Origin of the sequence: Leptolyngbya cf. ectocarpi LEGE 11479 (assembly GCF_015207065.1) — a bacterium.
In the GTDB taxonomy this organism is placed as follows: Bacteria; Cyanobacteriota; Cyanobacteriia; order Phormidesmidales; family Phormidesmidaceae; genus Leptothoe; species Leptothoe ectocarpi.
In genome coordinates this window covers 1-24183 of record NZ_JADEXP010000013.1, presented here as the reverse complement: position 1 = coordinate 24183, position 24183 = coordinate 1, and the positions used below count along the sequence as shown (strand labels likewise).

Here is a 24183-nt window from a genome sequence, read left to right as displayed (position 1 = left end):
ACACTGACACTCATGATTGTCGAATCAATCATTCACGCTTTGTGCAGGGCGAGTGCTGCACAGGCAACAGTAAGCTCAGCCCCCAGCCTAAAAGCGGGTAGATTGCCCAGGTGATGGAGCCGGAAAGCGTGAAGTTTAACACTAGCAAAAAGGCATTGACCACAGCATAAGTTCTGAGTCGTTGATGGAGCGTCTGCTGCTTGGGGGGCTGGGTTGGACGAAGCGGAGCCGATGGAACTGGCGGAGACAACTCTTGGCAGTTTTGTTCAGCCCACATTAGAGCAGCGGAGGAGATGCCGAGGTCGTCTGCCATGGCTTCTAGTTGCGATCGCGAAAACCCTTCCTGCTGACGCTGTCCCATTGCCTGAACCAAAATCTGCTGTACTTCTTCAGTGGAGTAACGCTTTTCCATGACCAAACTCTCCTAAACCTTACCTACATTGGCTCGAATGTTTACATCGTCAACTTAAGGGTAGTCGGCTATATTGACACTGTCAACATTAGATCTTCCTCAACGACGTGACCAAGAAATCGACCTATCACCATAGCGATTTGCGACGGGCATTGCTGGACGCGGCCCTACAGGCTCTATCAGAGGGGCAGGATATCGCATTGCGGGATGTGGCTCGGCGAGCAGGCGTTTCTCACACGGCTCCCTATCGTCACTTTGCAGACAAAGAGGCGCTCCTAGCGGCTGTGGCGGAAGAAGGGTTCGTGGCGTTTGGTGAGTATCTGCAGGCCGCTAAGAAATCGCTGGAAGGAAAACCATTACAGGCACTCCAGGCGACTGGAGTAGCCTACATACGATATGCCATGCAACATCCCACCCATTACCGCGTCATGTTCGGGCAAGATTTGCATAATTGCCATGATCATTCTGCTTTACTGGCAACCTCAACGGCAACGTTTGAGATTTTGGTCAGTATTATTCAGGCCGGTCAGGTCCAAGGAAAAATCAAGCCGGACGATGCTCGGCGTCTGGCGCTGGGAGCTTGGGCACAAGTCCATGGGTTAGCCATGTTGTTATTGGATGGACAGCTTTCAGTAGATGACAGTGATGAGATCGAAACCATCACAAAACAGATGGTCCAATCTTCAATTGAGGGTTTACTAGCCCGATGAGGGGCTAGTGGCATGCTCTCCTTTTGGAGTAGCTCACAAGGAGAGCATGTTGTCGTTATCAAGCCTGGGCCCTAAAAACGATCGCCAATTTTAATAATAACGTTGGAGTCACCTTCGTCACTGATGCCCAGCTCGAGCCGCAGGGTGCCCAATGGCGTTAAGGCTCGCATCCCAACACCATAACCAAACCCGTCACCGGGCTTATCGCGGGCTTCTGCTGGCTCGCCGATGACCTCATCCCCTGTGCCTAAGTCGGTAGCATAGTCAAAAAATAGTAGACCGCCGACGTCTACATCATCATCAAATGCATTGAAGGAAAAGGCCGGAAAACGATATTCAGCCGTAGCCTGAACAAAGCTTTCGCCTGTACCCAGTTCACCCGAGCTATAGCCTCGTACAGAGCTAGAACCACCTAAACTAAACGCATCGTAGGGCGGAGCATCGCCGATAATTGTGCCCCCCTGCACATTTAGGATTAGCGTGCGCGGTCCTTCACTAAACCCAAAAATATTTAAGGGTAAGTACTGAGTATAGTTGGCACTCAGGCGGTTAAAGAGAATATCCGCATCGCCAATGGGAATCGATTGGTCCGAACCAAATAGCAGTCTAGAACCACTAGACGGATTGCGGGTGTTATTCCGCTGATCAAAGTCAGCAGAGAAATTGACCGTCAACAGATCGTCTCGACCATCATCACTGACCGTAAAGGGGTTACCTAGCTCATCCCGACGGACAATATCATTGGAAAAGATATCTTCGCGAACGGTTACTTGCTGATACGACAGCCCCAGGGCCGCTTCCAGATTAGGGGCTAGAGAGCGGAAATATTCAACTCCGCCACCAATACGATGAACCGTCGGTTGGTCACCGCTAGGGGTTTCAACTTCAATTTCTCCATTATCAAATTCAGGTTCTTTTGCTCGGCTATTAGCAAAATTGAGGCCATATCCTGAACTATCGTCTAGCCAGTGTCTAAAGTCTAGGTCCACACCTAGGTTATTTTCACCGCCTTCGATACCTAGCGATAACGTTTGATTATTGTTTCCTATATTGGCCAGACCAAAACGGGCACCAATCGAAATACCTCCAGCGTCGTTGGAGGTCGCTGGTACCGGTGTCGGTCGTTCCGGCCCGCGCAGTGCAGTCGGTCGAGGGATACCTGAGCCCAGGTCAAAGAAAAAAGAATTGGGTTCGGCTACAGTAACGGCCATCACGACTTCGTTAGGTTCAGCCGTAGGCTCAAGGGTCAGGTTTGCCTGCCCAGAGACAGAAAAGTTAGCAGTCCGTGACAGCCCTATTTGAGCCAGCTCCGGCTCGTAGAGATCCCCAGGTTCTAAATCAAACTTATCTGCGATCAAGGCACGATCTGCCGCCGTCGCATTAATCAGAGCGCCCTCATGATCAACAAAGCGCACCTGAATATCCGTAATAGTTTCACCGCTACCAACGGGCACTGCCAGCTGATCGACGGCTTCTACTGAGCCATCGGAGGGCATTATTTCTGGTGACACTGAGGCATTATCCTGTCCCAAAACGGGAGATGTCAGTATCACCGAGTATGTGGCTGTACCCAAGGCTATCGCTAAGAGCCATCGATGCTGTCGTAGGAGCTGGGGGAGTAGCCTTAGCGTTACGTTCATAAGTTTTAGAAGAGGTGTACTCTAGCCTTTTGATAGCTTTACGGATATTAGCCAAGCCTGGTTGCCTATAAGAGAATTTAGCAAACTATATGGAATGAGCCAATACAGATATTAATAACAAGCAAGGGGATGGGATTTGGCCAACCCAACTCGCTCCTACAGATTCTGGCAATGTATCTACATGTGACGGCCCTTCAAAACTGGCTTGACTCAGCGATCTGGGACTGATAGCCTACAAAATAGGCAGCTGACAACAGCTGTCTTTCCGCACCCAAAAATTTAGCCGCGCGAGATGGTAGTGCTAGCAACACCACCACCCCGCTAACCCGGCCAACTGAAGCGACCAGTTGGTGAGCTGTGTGCATTTTACAGCCACCCTGAGTTTAGTTGCAGGGTGGCTGAACTTTTGGGGGCTTTCCTCCCTGTCGTTTTGTGGGTCAATCGCCCGCCATCTAAAGGAAAACGCCCCTATGAATTTTCAAAATCAGGCCCTTCAGGGGCCGCCGGATCGGCCTGCCGACTTTTCTGGCAGCCTGCCTCCAGATCGTTCCATTCGTCATATCCTACTGGGACACCCCAGCTATATTCGTCAGACTATTCACCTATTGCACAATCTGCGCTACGTGGAAACCAGCCAGTGGAGTCCGCAGATCGAGATTCCTGACAATCGACTGATCCTCAGACCAGAACCAGAGGAGATGATTAGCATGCTGGTGAGACGGCTGTAGATACCGGCAACAGATATACAATTCTCTCCTTCCCAACACCAGCGGGGAGGAGAGTCTCTAATGGCTCAGAACACCTATGCCAGAATACTCACTAGGAAGAAAAATGAGAACGGATGCCGTGACTCTCCCCCCCTTAAAGCCAACAGCCAAAACAGCTTGATTGGTTTAGAATTGGATGGACTTCTGCGTAAAATACCTGGATGTTTGACTAGCATTTCTGCTTCGCCATTTCACAAAATTCAGCAGATGCCTAAATTGTGTAAAGCGCACATACATGACAAAGGCTGGCGACTCTAATCACCAGCCCGAGCTAATCCGCTTAATCACTCTTGGACGCTGATGGAACAAGAATCTGATATATAAGCTTGAGGTTTGAAAACATGACATAGTTCAAAAGGCTAGCCTAATAATAGACATGCTATGTCAGTAGCGGGCGGATACCACAAGAGGGTTATCCACTTAATTCAGATTAACCTTTGACTCCTTAGTTGTCAACTCTACTAAAAAAAACGTAACCTAAGGCCGAAAGCATTCTCGAATAACTAATTTATATTTTCTTCGTTCAACACGAAAATTCCAAAACGTTCCTACTACATCTGACGGTAGCCTACCTTCTAGCCTTAGCTCAAAGGATTGAGCCTCTCGTCCTGGATGATATGGATTTGTTTTAATTTCAACCATAATATATCCTCTTTGAGGATTTTGGTTGATAACTATACCTCGGACTGAGAAGGAGTCAATTTTCCAAATATCTTCATCAACCGTAGCCAAAAGATCAGTATTGTTAAGAGTAGATCGATGATATTGAGGTGCCTTAACCCCCTTAATTTGAACGTGAAGATAGGGACTATCTGTGTGAGATCTTTTGCGGGATCTTGTTCTTGGAAAAACCACCCATATTTGATTTTTTGATAAATCAAGCTTCCTAGCAGTTCTTAGAACTCTCCCTAAAAGAACTGTATCGATAATTGTACCGTCGGTAGCTACAATTTGCCCCTTTCTAAAAAGATTAGGTGAAGAAGGATGATATTTGCCTCTCAGCAAGCCAATGGCGCGACACTGTAAAGGATGATTTGGGGGGGTGATCCTCCTATAACTTAAAAATGGGATTATATCTTGAGAATGCTGTCGAACAAGACGAATCCCACCACGATTCTCTAATTCCTTATCCTTTGCAATTCTATGTGATTGTATTTCTTCATTAGAAATGACGCGATAGCGTATAGTCCCTTCAGATAATTCATTGGGTAAATAATGAATAGTTAGCCAGTCGCAAAAGGCGTGTGCGTCCTCACTACTGATACCCAATACTGGAGCTTTTGGATCTCCATATTCAACCGAGCTAGTGGCCTCAGCGCCTTGAGAGGGAGATCTTTCTTCTACAGATCTCCGATTAAAAAAACTAACAGGAGACTTGAAATTTGCTTCTAAAAAGAGCTGATACTCTGCGTTGGTGACGTAACCGCTATAGTCAACAGCAAGCTTATCATTAACTTGTATAAACTTTTTAATACGTTGTATTACCTGAACTGATGCAGCTAATCTAAACGTTTCCCAGTCTTCTGATGCGAGACCGGCTTCTAACTTACCCGTTAATTCTTTCCTTAACCCTGAACTTACTGGCGCTTCTTCTGTCACTACACAAGCATAAGCAAGCGCTAAAGATTTAGCAGTTGATTGTGCTAATGCTCTTTTAACTATAGCATCAGCATCTTTCTCAACAGCATAAAATCTAATAGTTTCTTCCCACCAGGAATCGTCCAAGTTATAGGTAAGGAGAGTGAGGTTCTCTGGCTTATCCCTGATTTCAAGAGCTGCCAGATATTCTTGAAAACTCTTATGAGGGAACTGCCAAACTCCTTTTTCTCGCTCCATTAATAGCCCAGTAAGAGCATCAATATCTTTAAAGAAACTAGATGATTCTATATTCTCTCCTGCTATATCTTTCAATCTATTTTCAATTAAGGCCCTTCCCTCTAGCAAAGTAAATAAGGTTGTTTTACCTCTTGGTGTGTCACCTTTCATAAGCCCCAATGCTAGGGTTTGCAGTACTTTTTGTATTTGTCTTTCTTTCAAGAGGGGTGATATGTCTCTGTTGTTGTCTTGTCTACGCTCGATACGCTCGAGTAGTATGTCGCATATTCTTTCGTAGAGGTCGACACGGTAACTTGGTAAAGTTCCTCGGGAGCAATAGACTGTTACGATAAGTCTAAGCAATAGAGGGTTTACGGCCATAGCTCTCAAAGAAGCATCCTGCTTAATCTGTTCAATTAAGTATTGGCTGCTGTCTCTATTATTAGTGGTTTCTGATCTCTGCTTACCAGTTCGTCGATCACTTGGCAGTGAATTCCAATCATGAGAAAAATCTCTTTGAGAAATAAATTGTTGAATAAATCGTTCTACCTGCTTTAAGTTAAACGGTTTAATCTCCAGAACTAGCTTGACTCGCTCGATAGGAGCACTACGATATCCATAGGGACGAGAAGTGCAAATAAAAATGCATGAACATCCTCTCATCTGTTCGTTCACCCATTTACTCACTTTTTGCCGTTGCACAAGATCAGCCACCTCGTCAAGACCATCGAGCATGATGAGACATTTACCTTTATCTATGCGATTTTTGAACCAATTACGAGGTGGTTCAAGTTTTTTGACCCATGTTTGTTCCTGAATTAGGTCTGCCAAGGTTGGAGGATCCTTTGAAAGAATCTCCTTCTGAATTTCCTCATTTCGTAATTCTAGTAGTACAGGAATCAACTGAGGGGCTTTAGGATGTTGACGACGCTGAGCATTGCGAGCATAGGCTAACGCTATATGTCTGAGCATAGTAGTCTTGCCTGCTCCAGGGGGGGCTATTATTGCTATCTGAAGCAGGTTCGATTGTTTATAATTTTGGGCTAATATTTCCCAAAAGTCTAAGTCTTCAGTAGTGTTCTGAGAGGGAATAAGTGCTGCAGAAATATTTTCTGGAGTTTCTCTGGCAACTGTCAGAGAAACAAATACCTTAGCAAGGTCTAGAGTAATAGACTCACCGGTTTTTAGCCCCTCAGTTTTATAGCTCTCACAGTCATAAGCCAGATTTTGATAATATTTGCTCTGAAAGCGATCTGTAAGCCACAGTTGAAAGGTGTCTATTTTTTCTATGAACCAATTTGCAATAGATGGTTTCTTTGCCTTCCAAATATCACTAACTATAGTTGATGATGTACTTACTGCCACACCCACCAAGAACAGGAATATGGCTTTTAGTAGACTTCCCTGAGAATTAGGCTCAATATACCTATTAAATTCATAAATAGAGAGTGCAATTGGAAATGCGGCTAACCCTAAGGTGAAGGGATTTTCAAATAGCCCTTTAAATACTTTCAGAAACTCATTCATATTGAAATTTAGCAGTAGTGTTTTTATTCAAAACTATCCAATTAGTCACTTTAAAGTCTCTATATCACATGCTTCAATCATTCGAATTTACTTTACGGTCAAAGTAATATATCTACGGCTGAGATGGAAGATTCTACTCAATGTAGCCTTAAAAGCTATATAGGTGGGGGCAAAAACACCAAAGTTTTCAATCTGGATTAGCTTGAAGGTGAGTTTAGTAGTATTTCATAAACTATTTGATTTCTGGAGGCTTTTCTGATGTCATCTAGACGTTTGAAGAGACAAAGCAAAGTAGCTGAAAAAACTCTGAGGAGTTCAATTCATTACATTCCATGAGGGTAATGAATTATAAAGAGGTGAAGCGTCTATGCCGCCTTCTCAAAAAATAACAGATGCTGCTGAGGCAACCGGTCGTCTGTCTTGAGCCAGGTCAGCCCCACCGCCGCCATTTCCTTTTTCACCTGTTTTTCACTCATCTTGTGCAGCCGCTTGATCATAATCAACGGATTCTCCGCCCGATACTCGGCCAGTACCACCCGGCCACCTGGCCTTAGCGCCTTCACTACACCTGTCATCACCTCGCGAGGGGCCTCAAACTCGTGGTAAGCATCCACCATCAGGGCCAAGTCCACCTGTTCCGATGGCAAATGAGGATTGTTCTCGTCGGCTTGGATAGTTTGGACATTAGTGAGGCCCTGCTGATCCCGCTCAGTTTCCAGCAGGGCAATCATCTCCGGCTGCAAATCCACAGCCAGTACCTGCCCCTCAGGGACTTTCTGCGCCATGCGAAAACTCATATAGCCCGTACCGGCACCAATATCTGCCACGGTATCTGTCGGCCTTAATTCCAGTGCTTCGACCGCCATATCAGGCTGTTCGTCCGTCGCTCGACTGGAGCGCTCTAGCCAGGAGGCCCCCCGATGGCCCATTACCTGCGAAATCTCGCGTCCCATGTAGACCTTGCCAATGCCATCAATGCTGGGCTGTTTGTAGCTGTAGATGCTGTTAGTAGTGCCAATGTCAGTCTGGGCGCAGCCTAGACAAACAACGATGAATAATAGAGGTATGAGGCGACGTAGCGATGTAAGCACCATAGAAATTGGCCAAAAAAATAAGGAGAGTTAGGTGAACCCAGATAGTTCCTAACTTTCCTCATGATAAAAGGCAACGAATTCAAAATATAGGGGCGCTCCATGGAACGCCCCTATATTTTGATAGGTCGAATTCCTAGCGTCTAGCGGCAGCCTTTTTCTCTTCCAGGTTAAAGAGCACCTGCAGGGTTTCCATCGCCTGCTTGCGCGATACGGCGTCTTCTTGAGCCCGCAGCTGGGTCATAGGGTCGTGCAGAATTTTGTTAACGATACCGCGAGATAGGGCTTCGACTACGCTACGGTGCTTGTCAGAAAAGTCAGCGCCGAGACGAGACAGGGCTTTTTCTAGCTCCTGTTCGCGGATGGCTTCTACCTTAGTGCGTAGGCTGCTGATGGTGGCGACAGTATCTAGAGAGTTCCACCACTTAACAAATTGGTTTAGCTCCTGCTCCAGGATACCTTCGGCTTCTTGGGCCATCTGGCGACGGCTTTCCTGGTTTTTGGCGACGACTTCTTTGAGGTCATCAACGGTGTAAGCCTTAACGCCATCTAGTTCCTCGACATTCTTATGCACGTTACGGGGCACAGAAATATCGAATAGGTTGAGGGGACGACCGGCCAGACAAGGCTGAACATTGTCACGGTGCAGAACCGGCTCATCTGAAGAGGTGCAGGTGAAGACGATATCGGCTTTGGTGACGGCGGCTTCCATTTTTTCCATGGTGCCGGTCTTGATATCCACATGACTGTACTCAGCGGCCAGGTCATCAGCCCGCTTGATGCTGCGGTTGAGCAGGGTGATGTTGATCGCGCGCTTTGAGACTAAATGCTTCACCAACAGGCGACCCATTTTACCGGCACCGATGATGGTGATGTGGCAGCTAGTAAAGTCGGGCACCTTCATTTGGGCCAGTTCAGCGGCGGCGGAACTGACGGAAACGGCACCGGTACCGATGCTAGTTTCGGTCCGTACCCGCTTACCGGTTTTGATGGCGTCTTTGAATAGACGGCTAAGGATACGGCCAACGCCCTTATGCTTTTGGCTCTCGGCTAGGGCGTGCTTCACCTGGGCTAAAATCTGGCCTTCGCCTAACACTAGGCTGTCTAGACCCGAGGATACGCGCAGCAGGTGCATGATGGCATCCTGCTGCACCAGGATAAACAGGTGGGGACGTAGCTCATCAATGGGGACATCGCCATACTCAGCGAGAAACTGGGTGACTTCGCGAATGCCATTCTCAGTGTCACCGATGACCACATGTAGCTCTAGGCGGTTACAGGTGCTGAGGATGGAAACTTCTTTAACGTGGGGATAGCTGGTGAGTCTTGCGATCGCATCCTCAACCTTAGGCGTCGGAATGCTGAGTTTTTCCCGAACCTCGACTGGTGCAGTCTTATGGCTAAGGCCAATAACGGCAATATTCATTCTTCCTCCCAAAAAGATCCTTTATTAAATGCCCGACATGCCGGACGATCGCAGTCAGCTTGCTTTAAGCCGTGATGGAAAGATCAGTCTAACGAATGATGCGCTAGAGTCTTCTCCCTATTGAAAAGTATGGAAAAACCTACCCCTAACTCAAGGTTTCTCAACAAAAATCCATCAAACGGTGCCAACCGTTACCAAATGACACATAGACATAAGAACACTCTGGCCATTTGTCAATAGCCAGAGTGCTTTTTAAGAAAATGATTTTAGGGTTATCCCCTCCTCAGCGGGGTTACTACTTCAGAGCAACGTAGCTGGGGTTGCCTTTCATGTGGATGGTGTCCACAAAGCGAGCCGTCTTAGACTGGTTAGAAATTACCAGAGACTGAGTCCGAGCACCGCCCTTAAAGAAGCGGACGCCGTTCATCAGCAAACCAGGAGTGATACCACAGCCAGCAAAGAGGACAGTCTCACCACAGGCCAGCTCTTCAGCCGTGTAGATCTTGTCGGGGTCAGCGATGCCCATAGAACTTAGACGCTCTAGGTTAGCTTCCTTGCTCTCACCAATAAGGCCAGTCTTGACGATGGCAGGATCGTAAATCAGCTGTCCCTGGAAGTGACCGCCCAAGCAGCGCATGGCAGCGGCAGAAATCACACCCTCAGGAGCCGCACCAATGCCCATCAGCGCGTGGGTGTTAGTGCCGGAGAATCCACAGGAAATAGCAGCGGAAACGTCACCGTCGCTGATCAGACGAACGCGGGCACCGGCATCACGGATTTCCTTGATCAGGTCGTTGTGGCGCTCACGCTTCATGACCACAACCACAAGCTCATCAATGGCACGGTCGAGGCTCTCACCCAAAATCTTGAGGTTCTCAGTGGCCGACTTTCTGATGTCTACTTTGCCCTTAGCTGCCGGGGGAGCGGCCAGCTTCTTCATGTAGAAGTCAGGCGCAGCAAACAGACCACCCTTCTCGGAAATGGCCAATACAGCCATGGAACCGGGCTGACCATAGGCGCAAAGGTTGGTACCTTCACAGGGGTCAACGGCGATGTCGATTTCGATCAGCTCGTCGGGATTGCAAACTTCAGAGGCATTGGGCTGGGTGCAAACGCCCACTTCTTCGCCGATGAAAAGCATCGGAGCATCGTCGCGCTCACCTTCACCAATGACGATTTTGCCGCGCATGTGAATCTGGTTCATGCGCTCACGCATGGCTTCTACGGCCACTTCGTCAGCAATATCCTTTTCTCCCTTACCCATCCATCGAGCAGATGCGATCGCAGCCTGCTCAACGACTTCAATAATTTCTAACCCGAGGGTACTTTCCACTGCGTATTTTCTCCAAACTGCCTGTGTTACCAAGACGACGCTGCTGATCGTGGCTGCGGGAGGCACTGCTAACTAGCCGGCTCTCCAGATCACCCTCAGAATCAGTAGCGGCGTTAAGACTATTTGAGCGCCTTTTATAGCTTCAGAATATCAGACCGAGGGTACGGTGTAGATCACTTCAGAACAGTTGATTCAACGCCGATCACCCTGCCTCAACAAGTCGTACAGCCACTATAGGAACTAACCTCAAGCCACCCTAAAGCCTTACCTCATCAGAATTTGAGACTAAGCATTTGTACTCATTACTTCCCTGCCAGTCTCGTTTTGTCGGCTAGGTTTGGTATCAAAAAAAAATGATGCTATGTAATTGATGTAGGCTAAATGCCTGACAATATACTGACGATGCTAGTCTATTGAAACTAGCGGCAGCCGCAGGCAGTACCTATGGAATGGCATGTTACCGACGCTCGGAGTTTACGCATAATTGATCAAGAAATTGGTCAGCATACATTTGCTCCAGCCGAATATGAAATCGTGCGTCGAGTCATTTACGCCACTGCAGACTACGACTATAAGGATTTAATTCAGTTTTCAGATCAGGCGTTGCCGTCGGGTGCTGCGGCCTTAGCCGCTCGTACCACGATCGTGGTGGATGGTCCCATGGCCCAGGCGGGCATTACCCCCAGGCTGCAGGAGACATTTGCCAATCCGGTGTACTGTGCCATGGATACGATTACCCGACCGCAAAAGGACAAGTCCAGGGCCGCTTGGGGCATTGAAACCCTCGCCCAGCGATATCCAGAGGCCATCTTTGTCATTGGTCATTCCCAGCCAGCCTTAGACAGCTTAGTGCAGCTGATCGAAACCGATATAATTCGACCTGCATTGGTCATTGCCACCCCCGCTGGTTTTTTGGAGGCCGAGGTGACTAAATCACGACTGAAAGATAGCCTGATGCCCAGTATTTGTATCGGGGGGCGCAAAGGCAGTACCGTCGTGGCGGTCGCCATTGTCAACGGTCTGATTGATTTAGCCTGGAAAGCCTACGGGGGCAAGCGCAGTGGCACAGCTTAGGCCCGGTTTCCCAAGAATGGAGCTATCGTTGCCAGCTGCTGACCTAGGGTCTGCAACGCCTGTCTGTAGAAGGTTTTAGAATTTTCGATGGGGCGGCCAATCCAGTACACAATGAGGATGGCGAGGGCCGGTATCAAAAACGGAAATCCATATCCCCGCAGGCCTCCCCTGAGCAACAGCATGAGGGGCACATGGGTGAGATACAGGGTGAACGATACTCCAGCCAGGTGACGAATCTCCTGCTCCACCAACGTCGGTAGCATGAGCTGACGCTGAACTGACCAGCTTTTAACGGCCAGAAAATTTATCCCCATGAGGCAGCCCAGGGCTAGAAAATAGGGGGCGGCCTGGGCATAGCGCAGACTGTTGGCACTATCGATGTAGGTGGCGAGGGATAAAACGCTGTAGCGCCAGCCGCTGAGATACAGGCTGACCATCAGGCTCAGACTCAGACCAAAGAGGACCTGTGCCTGTGCGGGTGTCAGGGTGATACGTTTGCTCAGCCTATAGATAGCCACGCCCGTAAGCCACACTGGCCACAGTAAAAAGGCATCCCACCCCAAAAGGACAAAGACACTAGCGGTACCGGCGCTGGCTAACCAGCGGCGTTTAGAAAATACCCACAGGGCAAACACAACATAGTACCAAAACTCATAGGTCAAACTCCAAAACGGACTGCCGCCCGGCAATTTAACCTGATAGACTACGGCATTAAAATTCAGAAACCCGAGGGTAAAGAGGGATTTTAACCAAAAGTATTCGCCGTCTCCCTGGTACCGGTAGAGCTGAGGTTCTAGCTGCATCGTTACCAGATAGCAGAGACCTAAGATGGCAATAGCGGGCACCATGACCGAATAAAAGCGAGCTAGCCGCTTAGTCAGAAACTCTTCTACTGAGGGGCATTTGGTGTCAACAACCCAGCTAATTACAAACCCCGATAGGACAAAAAAAGTGATGACGGCCTCTTGGCCCAGGTGGGGAAACACCACCCGACCAAACTCTGCTTTGACCAAATGTTGGCTGTAATGGTGGAGTACAACAACAATGGCAGCTAAGGCTCTGACAAAATCGAAATATAAAGAAAGTGACGGCGTCATGGGGCTCACCAATAAATCGCCGCCGTAGTATTCCCAGGATTTAGGGACTCCTCCTAACCCACTAGCACTTCCATCCGTTCTGCAATCACCGCATAAAAAGGATCGCTGCTGGCAAAGCCCATCATTTGGAGCAGGGGATTGGTGGCGGGTCCCTGATTGGCAATTACCTCAGGCTGACTAAATCCCTGAACTGATGAAACGTAGCGTTTGACCAGGGCAATGTGGCTGGCGTCACTGCTGTCCCGCCAGGCTGCGATCGCTTTTTGGTAAAACATCCGGTTAGAAAAGCTGACAATGGCAATACCACCGGGTTTGAGCACGCGATAGATCTCAGCAAAGACAGCTTCAGGATGCTGTAGGTACTGCACAGAGACGGTGTTGAGTACAGCATCAAAGGTGCGATCCTCAAAGGGTAGAGTTTGGTCTTCGTTTAAGTTTTGGACAAAGTAATGATCCAGCCTGGGATTTTTGGCCAACTCCTCAGCGTTCATGCCGTGGCCCTCGACGCGCTCAAACATCATATCGGTAGGCAAATGGGAGACCCAGCTACTCATCAGGTCCAAAATGCAGCTGTTGGGCTGCAGCCGTTCTTGGTATAACTCAGTCAGCTGTTCAATAAAGCGTTCGTCGACGTGGGTTACCAAACGGGGAGCTGCATAGAACAGAGAGTCGTTAGATTCGTCAAGTTTCTGACGCTGACTAGCGGCAAGCATAGAGGTGTGGTTGTGTTTTAGGGCAGACTACATTTATTTTTTACCCTAACCCACTTGTTGCCCCCCTTCATCTATGGATTCCCTACCGCTATTGCTGCTGATTTTTGTCATCGGGCTGGCCACGCTGGTAGTTGCCTCTGACTTTTTTACAGATGCCGCCGAAAAAATTGGCCTGGCCATGGGCTTACCCCCCTTTATTGTGGGTGTCACCATTGTGTCCATGGGAACGTCGCTACCGGAGCTATTGTCCTCCTTGGTGAGTATTTTCCAGGATGCGCCAGAGGTGGTGGCGAGTAACGTGATTGGCTCCAATATTGCCAATATCTGTTTGGTGGTAGGCACCGCTGCCATCATGAGTAAAAAGCTCCTGCGGGTGATGTACAACCTGATCAGCGTCGATCTGCCGTTGTTTGTCGGGTCAGCCTTTTTGTTTGCCCTGATGGGGCGCTCAGGCCAGCAGTTTACTCGAGGAGAGGCGCTAATCTTAGTGATTGGCTACGTTGTCTATCTGTTTTACATCCTCAAGAGCAGTGAGGAAACCAGTCAGCAATCCGAAGAGATGGCGGATGAGGCGGCGGGTGAAGCGGCGGATATCCCTGGTCGCTCGGGCCAGGCCGCTAACGTTATCAGACATTTTTTGATTCTGGCAGTCAGTGGTATCTTTATTTTCCTCGGGGCCAACTATACGATTAATTCGCTGATTCAAATTTCTGATCGCTTAAACGTGGGTAGAGATATTATTGCCATTAGTGCGGTTGCCATCGGTACATCGCTGCCGGAGCTGGTGGTGACAATTAACGCCGCCTTCAAAAACAAGGCCGAGCTGGCGGTTGGTAATGTTGTCGGCTCAAATATCTTTAATATTTTTGTGGTGATCGGCATTCCAGGTTTGATCAAACCGCTGCCGGTTTCGGATGCCATTCTGACCCACAGTGTGCCCACGCTGCTGGCAGCGTCACTGCTGATGTTTTTTACGGTGCAGGATAACAAGATTACCACCTGGGAAGGGTGGTTGTTCATTCTGCTGTATGTCTGGTTTATGGGAACTGTCTTTGGTCTGCTGTGAGGCGGTGAGACGGTAACGCCTGCCGCTAGGATAGAGTTGAATCTCCTGCCGTGAACTATCCTGATCTGCCATGGCGACTGTACAAGACCGAGCCCTTCAACCCACTCAACAAAAGTCTACAGGTATCGCTTGGCAGCCCTGGGTGCTCGGTGCGATCGCACTCCTCCTCAGTCTGGATATCATCACCTACTTTGCTGCAGAGGGGTTATGGTTTCGCTCGGTGGACTATCTAGCGGCGTTCTGGCTACAGCTGCGGACACAGATTATTTTGGGTGCGATCGCATTTCTAGGGAGCATTCTATTTGCAGGTATTAATCTGTGGCGGGCCAGACAGCTCAGCTTTGACGATTACTGTATTGTCCCGAGTACCGAAAATCGCCGTCGCGGGCTGGGGCTGGGGCAGCTGCTACCCCTGGTGGTGGCCCTGGCGCTGCTGCTGTCAGGCGCTGTGTTGTATCACGGCCAGTTGGCTCTGGTCCAGTGGCACAGCGGTACTGGCAACCCCTTGCCCCCGGTACCCCTATGGCTAAATGTAGATACCGGCTGGCAGATGATACAACGGGCCATAACCCACCCCTGGCAGGGAGGACTTTTACTGGCCATACTGCTGGGCGTGCTGATTTATCCTTGGGTGAGCAGTGCGATTTCTACTATTCTCCTCAGCCTCAGCTTTAGTCTTGTACTGGCATCCCAGTGGTCGCGGGTGCTACCTGCTTTGAACCCTGCCAGCTTTGGCCAACAGGATCCTCTATTCAATCAAGACATCAGCTTTTATATTTTTCGATTGCCTGTTCTAGAACTCGTGGAGTTTTGGCTATCCGGCCTATTTTTATTTACTCTAGCAGCCGTTGCTTTGGTGTATCTCTTAGCGGGTAATAGCCTTAGTCAAGGACGCTTTCTCGGTTTTTCATCCCCGCAACAGCGACACTTGTATGCGCTGGTTGGTACCCTTCTCGTTACGACCAGCCTAGGTCACTGGCTCAACCGGTATGAGCTGCTCTATTCCTCTCAGGGAGTGGCCTATGGAGCTAGCTATACCGATGTTAGGGTAGATTTACCGGTCCAGACAGCTCTGTGTATTTTAACCCTGGCATTAGCGCTAGTAGCATTGGGGTGCTCTTTCTTTGGGGTGAGTAACCCTCGTTTTAGACAAAAGCTGATAACGTTTGTGATTCTCGTTGCCCCCTACATGCTTGTTGCCCTTATGGGGGAAAGCCTATTTCCTTGGCTGGTACAGCGACTGGTAGTGCAGCCCAACGAATTTCAACGAGAGCGTCCTTACATTGAGCGCTCCATCGCGTTTACCCGTGATGCCTTTAATCTGACCGATATCCAAGAAGAGAGTTTTGACCCTAAAAGTAATCTCACAGCAGAAAAATTAAGCAACAATGATCTAACAGTTCGCAATATTCGGGTTTGGGATACGCGCCCCCTGCTGGAAAGTAATCGCCAGCTCCAACAAATTCGCCTGTACTATGAATTTGCTGATGCTGATGTCGATCGCTATACCTTGACCAAAAGCGATGGCACAACAGAACGCCGTCAGGTACTAATCTCCGCTCGAGAGCTGAACTACAAGCAGCTCGAAGACACAGCCCAAACTTGGGTAAATCAACATTTAAGCTACACCCATGGTTACGGATTTACCATGAGTCCGGTCAATACAGCAGCGGTGGGTGGACTGCCTGACTATTTCATCAAAGACATTGCCCATGTACCCAGCAATGAAGACGTGGCCCGCAGCATCCCCATTGGCCGACCCCGCATTTACTTTGGGGAGCTGACCAACAACTATGTAATGACAGGTACCAAGGTACCCGAACTAGACTACCCCAGCACCGACAACAATATTTACACCACCTATGCAGGGCAGGGCGGCATTAGCCTGGGCAGTGGCTGGGAGCGATTGCTTTTTGCCAAGCATCTTAGCGACTGGCAAATGCTATTTACCAATGACTTTACAGCAGATACTAAACTGTTGTTTCATCGAAATATTCAAGCACGAATCAAGCAGATTGCACCGTTTCTCCAGTTTGATGGCGATCCCTATCTGGTCGTCGCCGATGCAAACGCCCAGGCGGCTTCGGATAGCTCTAACCCCATTGACCCCGAAGGCAACTATCTTTACTGGATGATCGATGCGTATACGACCAGCGATCGCTATCCCTATTCGGATCCAGGCGGTCAACCGTTTAACTATATCCGTAACTCAGTCAAAGTGGTGGTAGATGCCTATAACGGCTCGGTTTCCTTTTACATTGCGGATCCCACTGACCCCATCATTCAAACCTGGGCACAGTTGTTTCCGGCAATGTTCCAACCCTTGGAAGCAATGCCACCAGCCCTCGTAGCCCACCTTCGCTACCCTGAAGATTATTCCCTGGTGCAGTCCGATCAGCTGTTGGTCTATCACATGACCGATCCTAGAATCTTTTATAACCGAGAAGATACCTGGCGAGCGCCCAATGAAATCTATGCCAACGAATCTCAAATCGTTGAGCCTTATTATCTGATCATGAAGCTTCCCGAGGAAACAGAAGAAGAGTTTGTGCTACTGCGTCCCTTTACGCCAGCCCAGCGGAACAATCTGATCGCTTGGCTAGCAGCCCGTTCCGATGGCGATCAGTATGGCCGGATACTGCTCTACCGTTTTCCTAAACAGGAGCTGGTCTATGGTCCTGAACAAATCGAAGCCCGTATCAATCAAGACCCAGAAATCTCACAACGAATTTCGCTGTGGAATACCCAAGGGTCTCGCGCCAACCAGGGGAATCTTTTAGTCATTCCGATTGAAGAGTCGCTGCTGTATGTAGAACCGCTATACCTGGAAGCAGAACAAAATCGGTTGCCAATTTTGGCTCGGGTGATTGTGGCTTATCAAAATCGGATTGCCATGGCAGAAACGTTAGACCAAGCCTTAGAAGCCATTTTTAAGCCCAGTAAAGCCAATAATTCCACTATTTTGCGTGACTTGGAAGTAGACCTCTTGAATTAGTCTAAAGTCCGTCTCAAGCACCCCATGGGTCGCCATCAAATTAAGCATAATGGCCAATGTCAGATGAGGCTTTAAATGTTAGAGCTATCAGCTCTGCCAAAATCTTCATAACGTTAGGGGAAGAGTGTTCTATTTTTAGGACAACAAAAACCCTGAAAGCCATAAAATAAAGTCATGGGACTTACCATCATGACCTATGGCCTCAGTATATTTGTTCTACTCTAAAGTGCCGCACCGTAGCGACACCTATAGCGAAACTTCCGCAGCTTAACTGTCCTCTGAAATGTCCCTATGAATCCGCTGGTCGTCTTAAATCTAGGTCAAGGTAACTGTGAAACAGGTTTGCCTGGAGTTACCGCACGACTATGGTTAGAGGGCGCTCAAATGCCTGTACAGTATCGGGGGAGTCTGCCCCCTGCATCGGAACTGACTCAGCTGTATCAGCAATGGAAGGCTTTATATAAAGCCCTACACAGCTCCTATGGATTTAACCGTTCGCTCCGCAGTTCTATTGAGTTTGAACCAGAATCACTTACTAACGTCTCCAGGCTAGACTTTCGCGATCTGTGTGAAAAACTAAAGTTCGCGCTCAATCAGTGGTTAAACTCTCCTGGATTTCGTAACATTGACCAACAGTTGAGAACCAAGCTGGGGGCCGAAGAAAGTGTTCGGTTTATTGTTGAAACAGACGATCTGCTGTTACAAAAACTTCCTTGGCATCTCTGGCATTTCCTAGAGCACTATAACAAAGCTGAGGTCGCCCTCAGTGCTCAGGAGTATGAGCAAGTAAATCGGCCCTCCTCCTCCATCTTGACTCACCGGATGAGAATTCTGGTAATTTTAGGACGCAGCGATGGGATTAATGTGCAACCGGATCGCATGATCCTAGAAGATGCTGATGCTGAAACTGTTGTTCTAAAAGAACCTCCCCGCTCGGAGTTGGATAGATGTCTGTGGGATAAGCAGGGGTGGGATATTTTCTTTTTTGCGGGTCATAGTACAAGCCAGGAGCAGGGGGGTGAGCTTTATCTAAATGCCCATGAGCAACTATCCGTTGATCAGTTGAAAAATGCCTTGCAAGCTGCGATCAAACGTGGGTTAAAGCTTGCTATTTTGAACTCGTGTGAAGGGTTAGGGTTGGCTCGGGGGCTAGCCGATCTCAACCTGCCTCAGCTTATTGTGATGAGAGAGCCGGTTGTTGATCAAGTGGCCCAAACATTTCTCAAAAACTTTTTGAGAGCCTTTGCAGACGGAGAGCCTTTTTATACAGCAGTTCGCCATGCGAGGGAACAGCTGCAAGGGATAGAGGGCAAATTTCCCTGTGCCAGTTGGCTGCCAGTGATTTTTCAAAATCCAACGGAGGTACCGATTGCCTGGGGAAAAGTACGTCCCCCTCAGGAGCCTAGTAAACGGCTGTTGCCGCCGTCGCCACCAAAACTGACTACCCAAAAAACCCACCAGCCTCTGAAGCTGCATCATGTGTTGCTGACCAGTGTGTTAGTGACATTGCCTGTGGTCTTGGTGAGAGCCTTAGGGCTGTTGCACCCTCTGGAACTGCCAGCCTACGATCATCTGATGCGATCGCGTCCAGCTGCATGGGATACAAAACCCATGATTGATCCACGTCTGCTAGTGATTGAAATTACGGAAGATGATACGGATCAGTATGGTTATCCAGTGTCAGATGAGTTATTGGCAACGGCATTAAAAAAATTAGAGCAGCATCAGCCTACTGCCATCGGCATCGATTTACATCGATATCAGTCCAATCCACCGGGACGAGAGAACCTGATCGATCAATTTCAGAACTCTTCTAATTTAGTGACCGTTTGTTCCTTTGGTTGGGATGATCGAAAGATTATGGGGTATCCGCCTGAATTTTCGGCTGAACAGGCTCGTAATCAGGTTGGGTTTAGCGATCTAGAAACGGATGATGGCTTTCACCGGGGACATCCTGTGGTGCGTCGTCAATTACTCTCTTACGATAATCATCTAGATTCTGAGTCTTCTAACTGTACGACCCCTTACAGCTTAAGTATGAACCTGGCCGTGCGCTATTTACGGGCTGAAGGGGTGCAGCCTTTAGACTTCGATGTAGATAGTAATTGGCAGCTGGGTGCTGTTGTGTTTAAACGGTTGATGGCTCGTACTGGTGCTTATCAACAGTTAGATGGCGGCACGAGTGAAGTTCTCTTAAACTATCGATTTACGCCTGAGTTTGCTCAGCATGCGAGCCTAACGGATGTGCTAGCAGGGAATCTGGATGATACTCTCATTCGCAATCGGATTGTGCTGATTGGTGTAACCGATAAGCCCGTGGGTAATGACCATCGAGAGACACCCTACGGTGAGATACCGGGTGTGTGGGTGCATGCTCACGGGGTGAGTCAGATTTTGGGGGCTGTGTTGGATCAGCGGCCCCTGATTGGGGGCTTGGCTCAATGGGGACAGCTGCAGTGGGGTGATATGCTATGGGTCTGGGGATGGGCACTGGTAGGCGGTGTATTAGTGTGGTGTATCCGTTCTGTCCTGGTTTTGGGAACAGCTGGCGTAGTTGTTGTTTTAGGGCTGCGTCAGGCTTGTTTGGTGATTTTAGTACAAGGAGTATGGGTGCCTTTTGTGCCTGCCCTGCTAGCATTAGTGGGGACCGCTGGAGTGGTGTTTGTTTATAAACATGGATATTTACCTGTCACGATGGCTGCACCGTTGAATCGTTTGGCCTGGAGACGTCATTAATAACTAGGAATTGAGATATGCGATCGCAAAAACTTTTAGCCCCCGTTAGTTTTACGTTAGCACTGGTGTTGAGCCAGGCCAGTGTAGTCCCGTTTGCCTCAGCGATTCCAAATCCAATTGACAATGGCAATAAACAGGCACCATTACCGACAGTCCCGCCCACACGCCGTCCACCATCGGGCAATCGCACCCCAGGGGGCGGTCTAGGTGAGTTTGTATGTCCCGCAACGTCCCAGAAACTGACAGCCATAACCCCGATCGATGTCCAGGGCAATACGCTGTCAACATCTCCCACATTCTGGTTTTACATGCCCTACACGACAGATGAGATCGAAAGTGGTGAGTTCTCAGTGCTGAGCGAAGATGACTCTGATCGGGTGTATAAAACCTCATTTAAGCTACCTGACCAGCCCGGTTTTGTTAGTATTACTCTACCCGATTCTGAAGCCTCCAGATTGCAAGAGGGGACTTATTATCACTGGTATTTACAGCTTAACTGTGCTGCAGATGCCGAGGCTAAAACGCCCCTAAATATTGATGGCTGGGTGCAGCGTATTCCATCTACGCCGGAGCTAGAAGATGAGGTTATAAATCAGTCTCCTGACATCTGGTACGACTCGCTTGATTATTTAGCACAGCAATTACAAAACGGGTCTGGATCGAGACAAGATTGGGAGACATTACTAACATCCGTTGAGTTGGATGAATTGACCCAAGAACCAGTGATTGGTCCAGTCACCCTGACTGAGGATGAACCCTTACCGTAGAAAACCTACAGCCACCTACAGCCAGTTACCCACTAGCACGTAGGTGGCCCAAAGGTGGGGGGCATGATATCCATTTTCCATCAGCGCCAGCTGAGCCTTTTGCAAGGCCTGGGCACGGGTGGTACCTGATTGTTTTAGCTCCTCGTAGAATCGGATCATCAGCTGCGTATTGGGGGTGTCTTGAGCCTCCCACAGGGTAGATAGGGTACTGCGTGCCCCTGCTCGCACGGCAATGCCAGCTAATCCTAGGATGGCTCGCTTATCGCCTTCAGCGGTGGAACAAGCGCTTAGCACTAATAGATCGATGGGTGTTTCGCCTTGCAAACTGGCTGTTTGGATCAGGTTTCCCAGCTCTTGTCCACGGATTAATTGCTCGTAGGCGACAATAAAGGTCTCTTCTGGATCGGAACTAAAAATACCGTGGGTTTTGATATGAATGCCCGAGAATTCCCCCGTACTCAACTGTTCCTGCAGCGTTTCTGGTTGAAACTGCTCATCGGTTAGCGGGGGTGGGGAACCATACAGAGCGCTAATGGTGTCTAGCTCATCCGTCAGCATTTGAATGGGCGGAAATGTGCGCTCATCTATTTGCTGAGGCTGGCCTACACCGCCAGTAAAGACTTTCAGGTCCTTGGGTAGGGGCCTCGGTGTAAAGAGTTCCAGTTCAGGGGCAACTGCGATCGCATATTTTTCAATCAAATACTGATTCCCATCATGCAAGACCGCCATGGGAATATTCCGCAGAGAACCATCCAAAACAAAGACCAGGTTTTTAATATCGTAGTGCTGCAACTCTGAGTCAACCTCTCGAATCAACCAGTTATAGACCGTTTGAGCCGTTTCCTTGACCTCGGGGGTCCGGCTAGGAGACTTGCTCAGATCCTGTCGTAGCTGCTTCAAGGTCGCCTCTATCGTTGGCTGGTCAACGGAAACCTCAGTAAAAATTTTCTTATCCTTCAGCTGTAAGATCACAGCCAGACGCTCTTGCAAAATGATGGGATACAGAATCGCCGTATCATCGTCTGCTTCAAATTGGCTAATGGCAGTTGTTGTCGCCAGATCGCAGCGCAGAAAGTTTTCTAGCTCGCTAAGCTGCAGGCTATCAATTTGCTCAATGGCCAGCTCTAGTTTTTGATTGTCCGGTTGAGACTCACTACTATGGCTGAGTAGGAGTTCTACCAGCTCTCGGTAAATAGGCTCAACATTATCTCGAAACGAAAACTGTACCTCTGCATCAATAAAAAGCAGATTTTTGCGAATTGTTTTAAGCGTATTAACAGCATTCCGATAGGACTTAATCGCCTCATCCTGTTGGCCTACCTGCTTGAACAACCGTCCCTGCTGCCATTCCCAGCGATAGCGACCATCTGCATAGGACATCGCTTCAGTCATTTGGAGCGCTCTACTGGTCAGCCGCTGAGCTTTCCCCCATTGGTGAGTAATCTCATAAAGCTCGCCACGCTGACCGACACCATAGGACTCGGCAATAGTATCTTGTAGCTCTTGGGACTGTGCGATCGCCCCAGTCAAAATAGTGTCAATATCCTGCTCTGTAGGCAAGCATGGCTGTTCACCACAGGTCTGTTTTGTTGCTAATGTTTGGTTCTGATCGATGTCCTCCTGTAGCAGCTGCATTAAACTTTTAGCTAAGTTTAATTGGCTATAAATAGCCGTACGGCTAGGCGCTAAGCGGTTAGCTTGCGGCAGCAGCGTTTTCCATAGAGCTTGGGCAGCAGACCACTGTTCAGTCGCTATTAAGAGACTGAGCTGATTGAGACCCGCCTGCAGTCGAGTAATGGATGATGCGGATGATTCACTGGCCACCTGCTGATATAGCTTCAGGGCAAGATTTTTATGGCCCTGAGCCTTATCGGTTTTACCAATGGCGCTATTACTATCACCCAGGGCTCTTTCCGTATTGCCTAAATCTAGTAATACAGGTCCTTGCAGTGTTTCCAACTGATATGTGTCAATAATCTCTAGACTCTTTTGCAAATGCTCTTGAGACGGTTTGAGGGCACCAACCTGTCTTTCGGCATTGCCCAACTGCCATAGCCCTGTTGCCTGCTGCTCAGGTTCAAGCTGGCCCTGCTTGAGTACCCCATAGATATTATCCAAAATTTCTTTTGATTGCAGGTGCAGACCCAGGGTCTGGAGAGCCTTAGCTTGATTGAGCAAGCTGAGTAGTATGCCTTGCTGATGGCCAGCCTGATAGTACTTAGCTGTTGCCGTTTGCCAGGCCGTTAGGGCCGCCTGTGTCTCTCCTGTGGCCCAATGCAGGCGCCCTTGGGTATTCCAGGCCTTGGCCAGGGTTTCGGCATAGGCTGGGGAATCTTTTAACTCTGTTAAGCTCTCTAGCAGGCTTAGACTTTGGGCAATTGATTCATTGGCCAAAGTCCATTGTCCTAAGTGTTGATAGGCCAGAGAGAGATTGCTCAGTATCAAAGCCCGATCGAGGCTGGTAGAGTCCTGCAGCGCTTGCTTCCAGATATCGACTGCAGCTGTAAACTGTTCTGCCTGATAGAGCCGGATACCTTCTTGTAATGGCGAGTGTGCCTGAGCACTTAAGGGGCTTGGGGCGGGCCGCGTGTCAGGATGCCCCAGCGTTGCCAGTGCTGGACCATTAACTGCTATTAAAACGCTCAGCAATGCTGATAAAAAACAGTAGAGATAGTGGCGCCCTGTTTTTGACAGTTTCGTAAGTAAGCACTTCTTCATGTCAGGAGGCTCCAGCAAATGTTCTCTGACAGGCACTATGGTAGGTAGGATTCTCTGTGACCAAAACGACGTCGCCCTGAGCATTTTTACCCCAGCCTTGGGCCTCTACAATTGTTTCAGCAATTGTCTCAGGTAAGGTTTCTAAGGCAGGCTGTTGTGCGGTAGTTTGACCGGCTGGCAAGATATCTTCTTGGATGCCATCCCCACTGAGGGACTCATAGGGATTGCTGGGAAGCCCCCCCCGGCCCGCGTTGACAACTTGACCGTTGACATCCCCCTCTGCCTGACAGCCCCGG

The 24183-nt window shown here is 48.9% G+C and carries 18 protein-coding genes; 7 read left to right on the top strand and 11 right to left on the bottom strand.

From position 1 onward, the window contains the following. Window positions 1–28 precede the first annotated feature (28 nt). Complete coding sequence (locus IQ260_RS03030) at window positions 29–412, bottom strand: 2TM domain-containing protein (protein ID WP_193990718.1); 384 nt, start codon at window positions 410–412, stop codon at window positions 29–31. A 107-nt stretch (window positions 413–519) separates the two neighbouring features. Here IQ260_RS03030 and IQ260_RS03025 point away from each other — a divergent pair, with 107 nt between their 5' ends. Then, window positions 520–1122, top strand: a complete 603-nt coding sequence (locus IQ260_RS03025) for a TetR/AcrR family transcriptional regulator (RefSeq protein WP_193990716.1) — start codon at window positions 520–522, stop codon at window positions 1120–1122. Between the two features lie 71 nt (window positions 1123–1193). Here the strand turns inward: IQ260_RS03025 and IQ260_RS03020 are convergent, their stop codons facing one another. Then, entirely contained in the window at window positions 1194–2762 is a 1569-nt protein-coding gene (locus IQ260_RS03020) for a BamA/TamA family outer membrane protein (RefSeq protein ID WP_193990714.1), read from the bottom strand. A gap of 194 nt (window positions 2763–2956) precedes the next feature. Further along, window positions 2957–3127 (bottom strand): hypothetical protein, encoded by a 171-nt coding sequence (locus IQ260_RS03015; RefSeq protein ID WP_193990712.1) that lies wholly within the window; start codon window positions 3125–3127, stop codon window positions 2957–2959. 105 nt (window positions 3128–3232) lie between these two features. On the opposite strand from IQ260_RS03015, the gene IQ260_RS03010 reads away from it, so the two are divergent. Next, entirely contained in the window at window positions 3233–3490 is a 258-nt protein-coding gene (locus tag IQ260_RS03010; protein ID WP_193990710.1) for a hypothetical protein, read from the top strand. 516 nt (window positions 3491–4006) lie between these two features. Here IQ260_RS03010 and IQ260_RS03000 read toward each other — a convergent pair. The 4 genes from IQ260_RS03000 to glpX form a co-directional block, all read right to left on the bottom strand. Further along, on the bottom strand, window positions 4007–6871 hold the full coding sequence (locus IQ260_RS03000) for an NACHT domain-containing protein (RefSeq protein ID WP_193990707.1): 2865 nt from the start codon (window positions 6869–6871) through the stop codon (window positions 4007–4009). 365 nt (window positions 6872–7236) lie between these two features. Continuing rightward, window positions 7237–7965, bottom strand: coding sequence for a class I SAM-dependent methyltransferase (locus tag IQ260_RS02995; protein WP_193990706.1), 729 nt, complete (start codon window positions 7963–7965; stop codon window positions 7237–7239). Between the two features lie 133 nt (window positions 7966–8098). Continuing rightward, entirely contained in the window at window positions 8099–9388 is a 1290-nt protein-coding gene (locus tag IQ260_RS02990) for a glutamyl-tRNA reductase (RefSeq protein WP_193990705.1), read from the bottom strand. Window positions 9389–9683: 295 nt separating this feature from the next. Continuing rightward, window positions 9684–10721 carry a class II fructose-bisphosphatase gene (gene glpX / locus IQ260_RS02985; protein ID WP_193990704.1) on the bottom strand — a complete coding sequence of 346 codons (1038 nt, stop codon included), beginning with the start codon at window positions 10719–10721 and terminating at the stop codon, window positions 9684–9686. A gap of 444 nt (window positions 10722–11165) precedes the next feature. On the opposite strand from glpX, the gene IQ260_RS02980 reads away from it, so the two are divergent. Then, window positions 11166–11795: a precorrin-8X methylmutase gene (locus IQ260_RS02980; protein WP_193990703.1), complete on the top strand. Its 630-nt coding sequence runs from the start codon at window positions 11166–11168 to the stop codon at window positions 11793–11795. Here IQ260_RS02980 and IQ260_RS02975 read toward each other — a convergent pair. Both IQ260_RS02975 and IQ260_RS02970 read right to left on the bottom strand, forming a co-directional pair. Beyond that, window positions 11792–12892, bottom strand: coding sequence for an acyltransferase family protein (locus IQ260_RS02975; RefSeq protein ID WP_193990701.1), 1101 nt, complete (start codon window positions 12890–12892; stop codon window positions 11792–11794). The two genes, IQ260_RS02980 and IQ260_RS02975, sit on opposite strands and share 4 nt — an antisense overlap. 53 nt (window positions 12893–12945) lie before the next feature. Then, complete coding sequence (locus IQ260_RS02970) at window positions 12946–13605, bottom strand: class I SAM-dependent methyltransferase (RefSeq protein ID WP_193990700.1); 660 nt, start codon at window positions 13603–13605, stop codon at window positions 12946–12948. A 73-nt stretch (window positions 13606–13678) separates the two neighbouring features. Between IQ260_RS02970 and IQ260_RS02965 the strand changes: the two genes are divergently transcribed. The 4 genes from IQ260_RS02965 to IQ260_RS02950 all read left to right on the top strand — a co-directional run bounded on the left by IQ260_RS02965 (window position 13679) and on the right by IQ260_RS02950 (window position 21169). Continuing rightward, entirely contained in the window at window positions 13679–14671 is a 993-nt protein-coding gene (locus IQ260_RS02965; protein ID WP_193990699.1) for a calcium/sodium antiporter, read from the top strand. Window positions 14672–14741: 70 nt separating this feature from the next. After that, window positions 14742–17666 (top strand): UPF0182 family protein, encoded by a 2925-nt coding sequence (locus IQ260_RS02960; protein ID WP_193990698.1) that lies wholly within the window; start codon window positions 14742–14744, stop codon window positions 17664–17666. 291 nt (window positions 17667–17957) lie between these two features. Beyond that, entirely contained in the window at window positions 17958–20402 is a 2445-nt protein-coding gene (locus tag IQ260_RS02955; protein ID WP_193990697.1) for a CHASE2 domain-containing protein, read from the top strand. Between the two features lie 17 nt (window positions 20403–20419). Then, window positions 20420–21169 (top strand): DUF928 domain-containing protein, encoded by a 750-nt coding sequence (locus IQ260_RS02950; protein WP_193990696.1) that lies wholly within the window; start codon window positions 20420–20422, stop codon window positions 21167–21169. 15 nt (window positions 21170–21184) lie between these two features. Here IQ260_RS02950 and IQ260_RS02945 read toward each other — a convergent pair whose 3' ends face one another. Beyond that, window positions 21185–23818, bottom strand: a complete 2634-nt coding sequence (locus IQ260_RS02945; RefSeq protein ID WP_193990695.1) for a CHAT domain-containing protein — start codon at window positions 23816–23818, stop codon at window positions 21185–21187. 70 nt (window positions 23819–23888) lie between these two features. Next, window positions 23889–24183 (bottom strand): hypothetical protein (locus tag IQ260_RS02940; protein WP_322744884.1); only part of this gene is annotated, 295 nt, incomplete at its 5' end.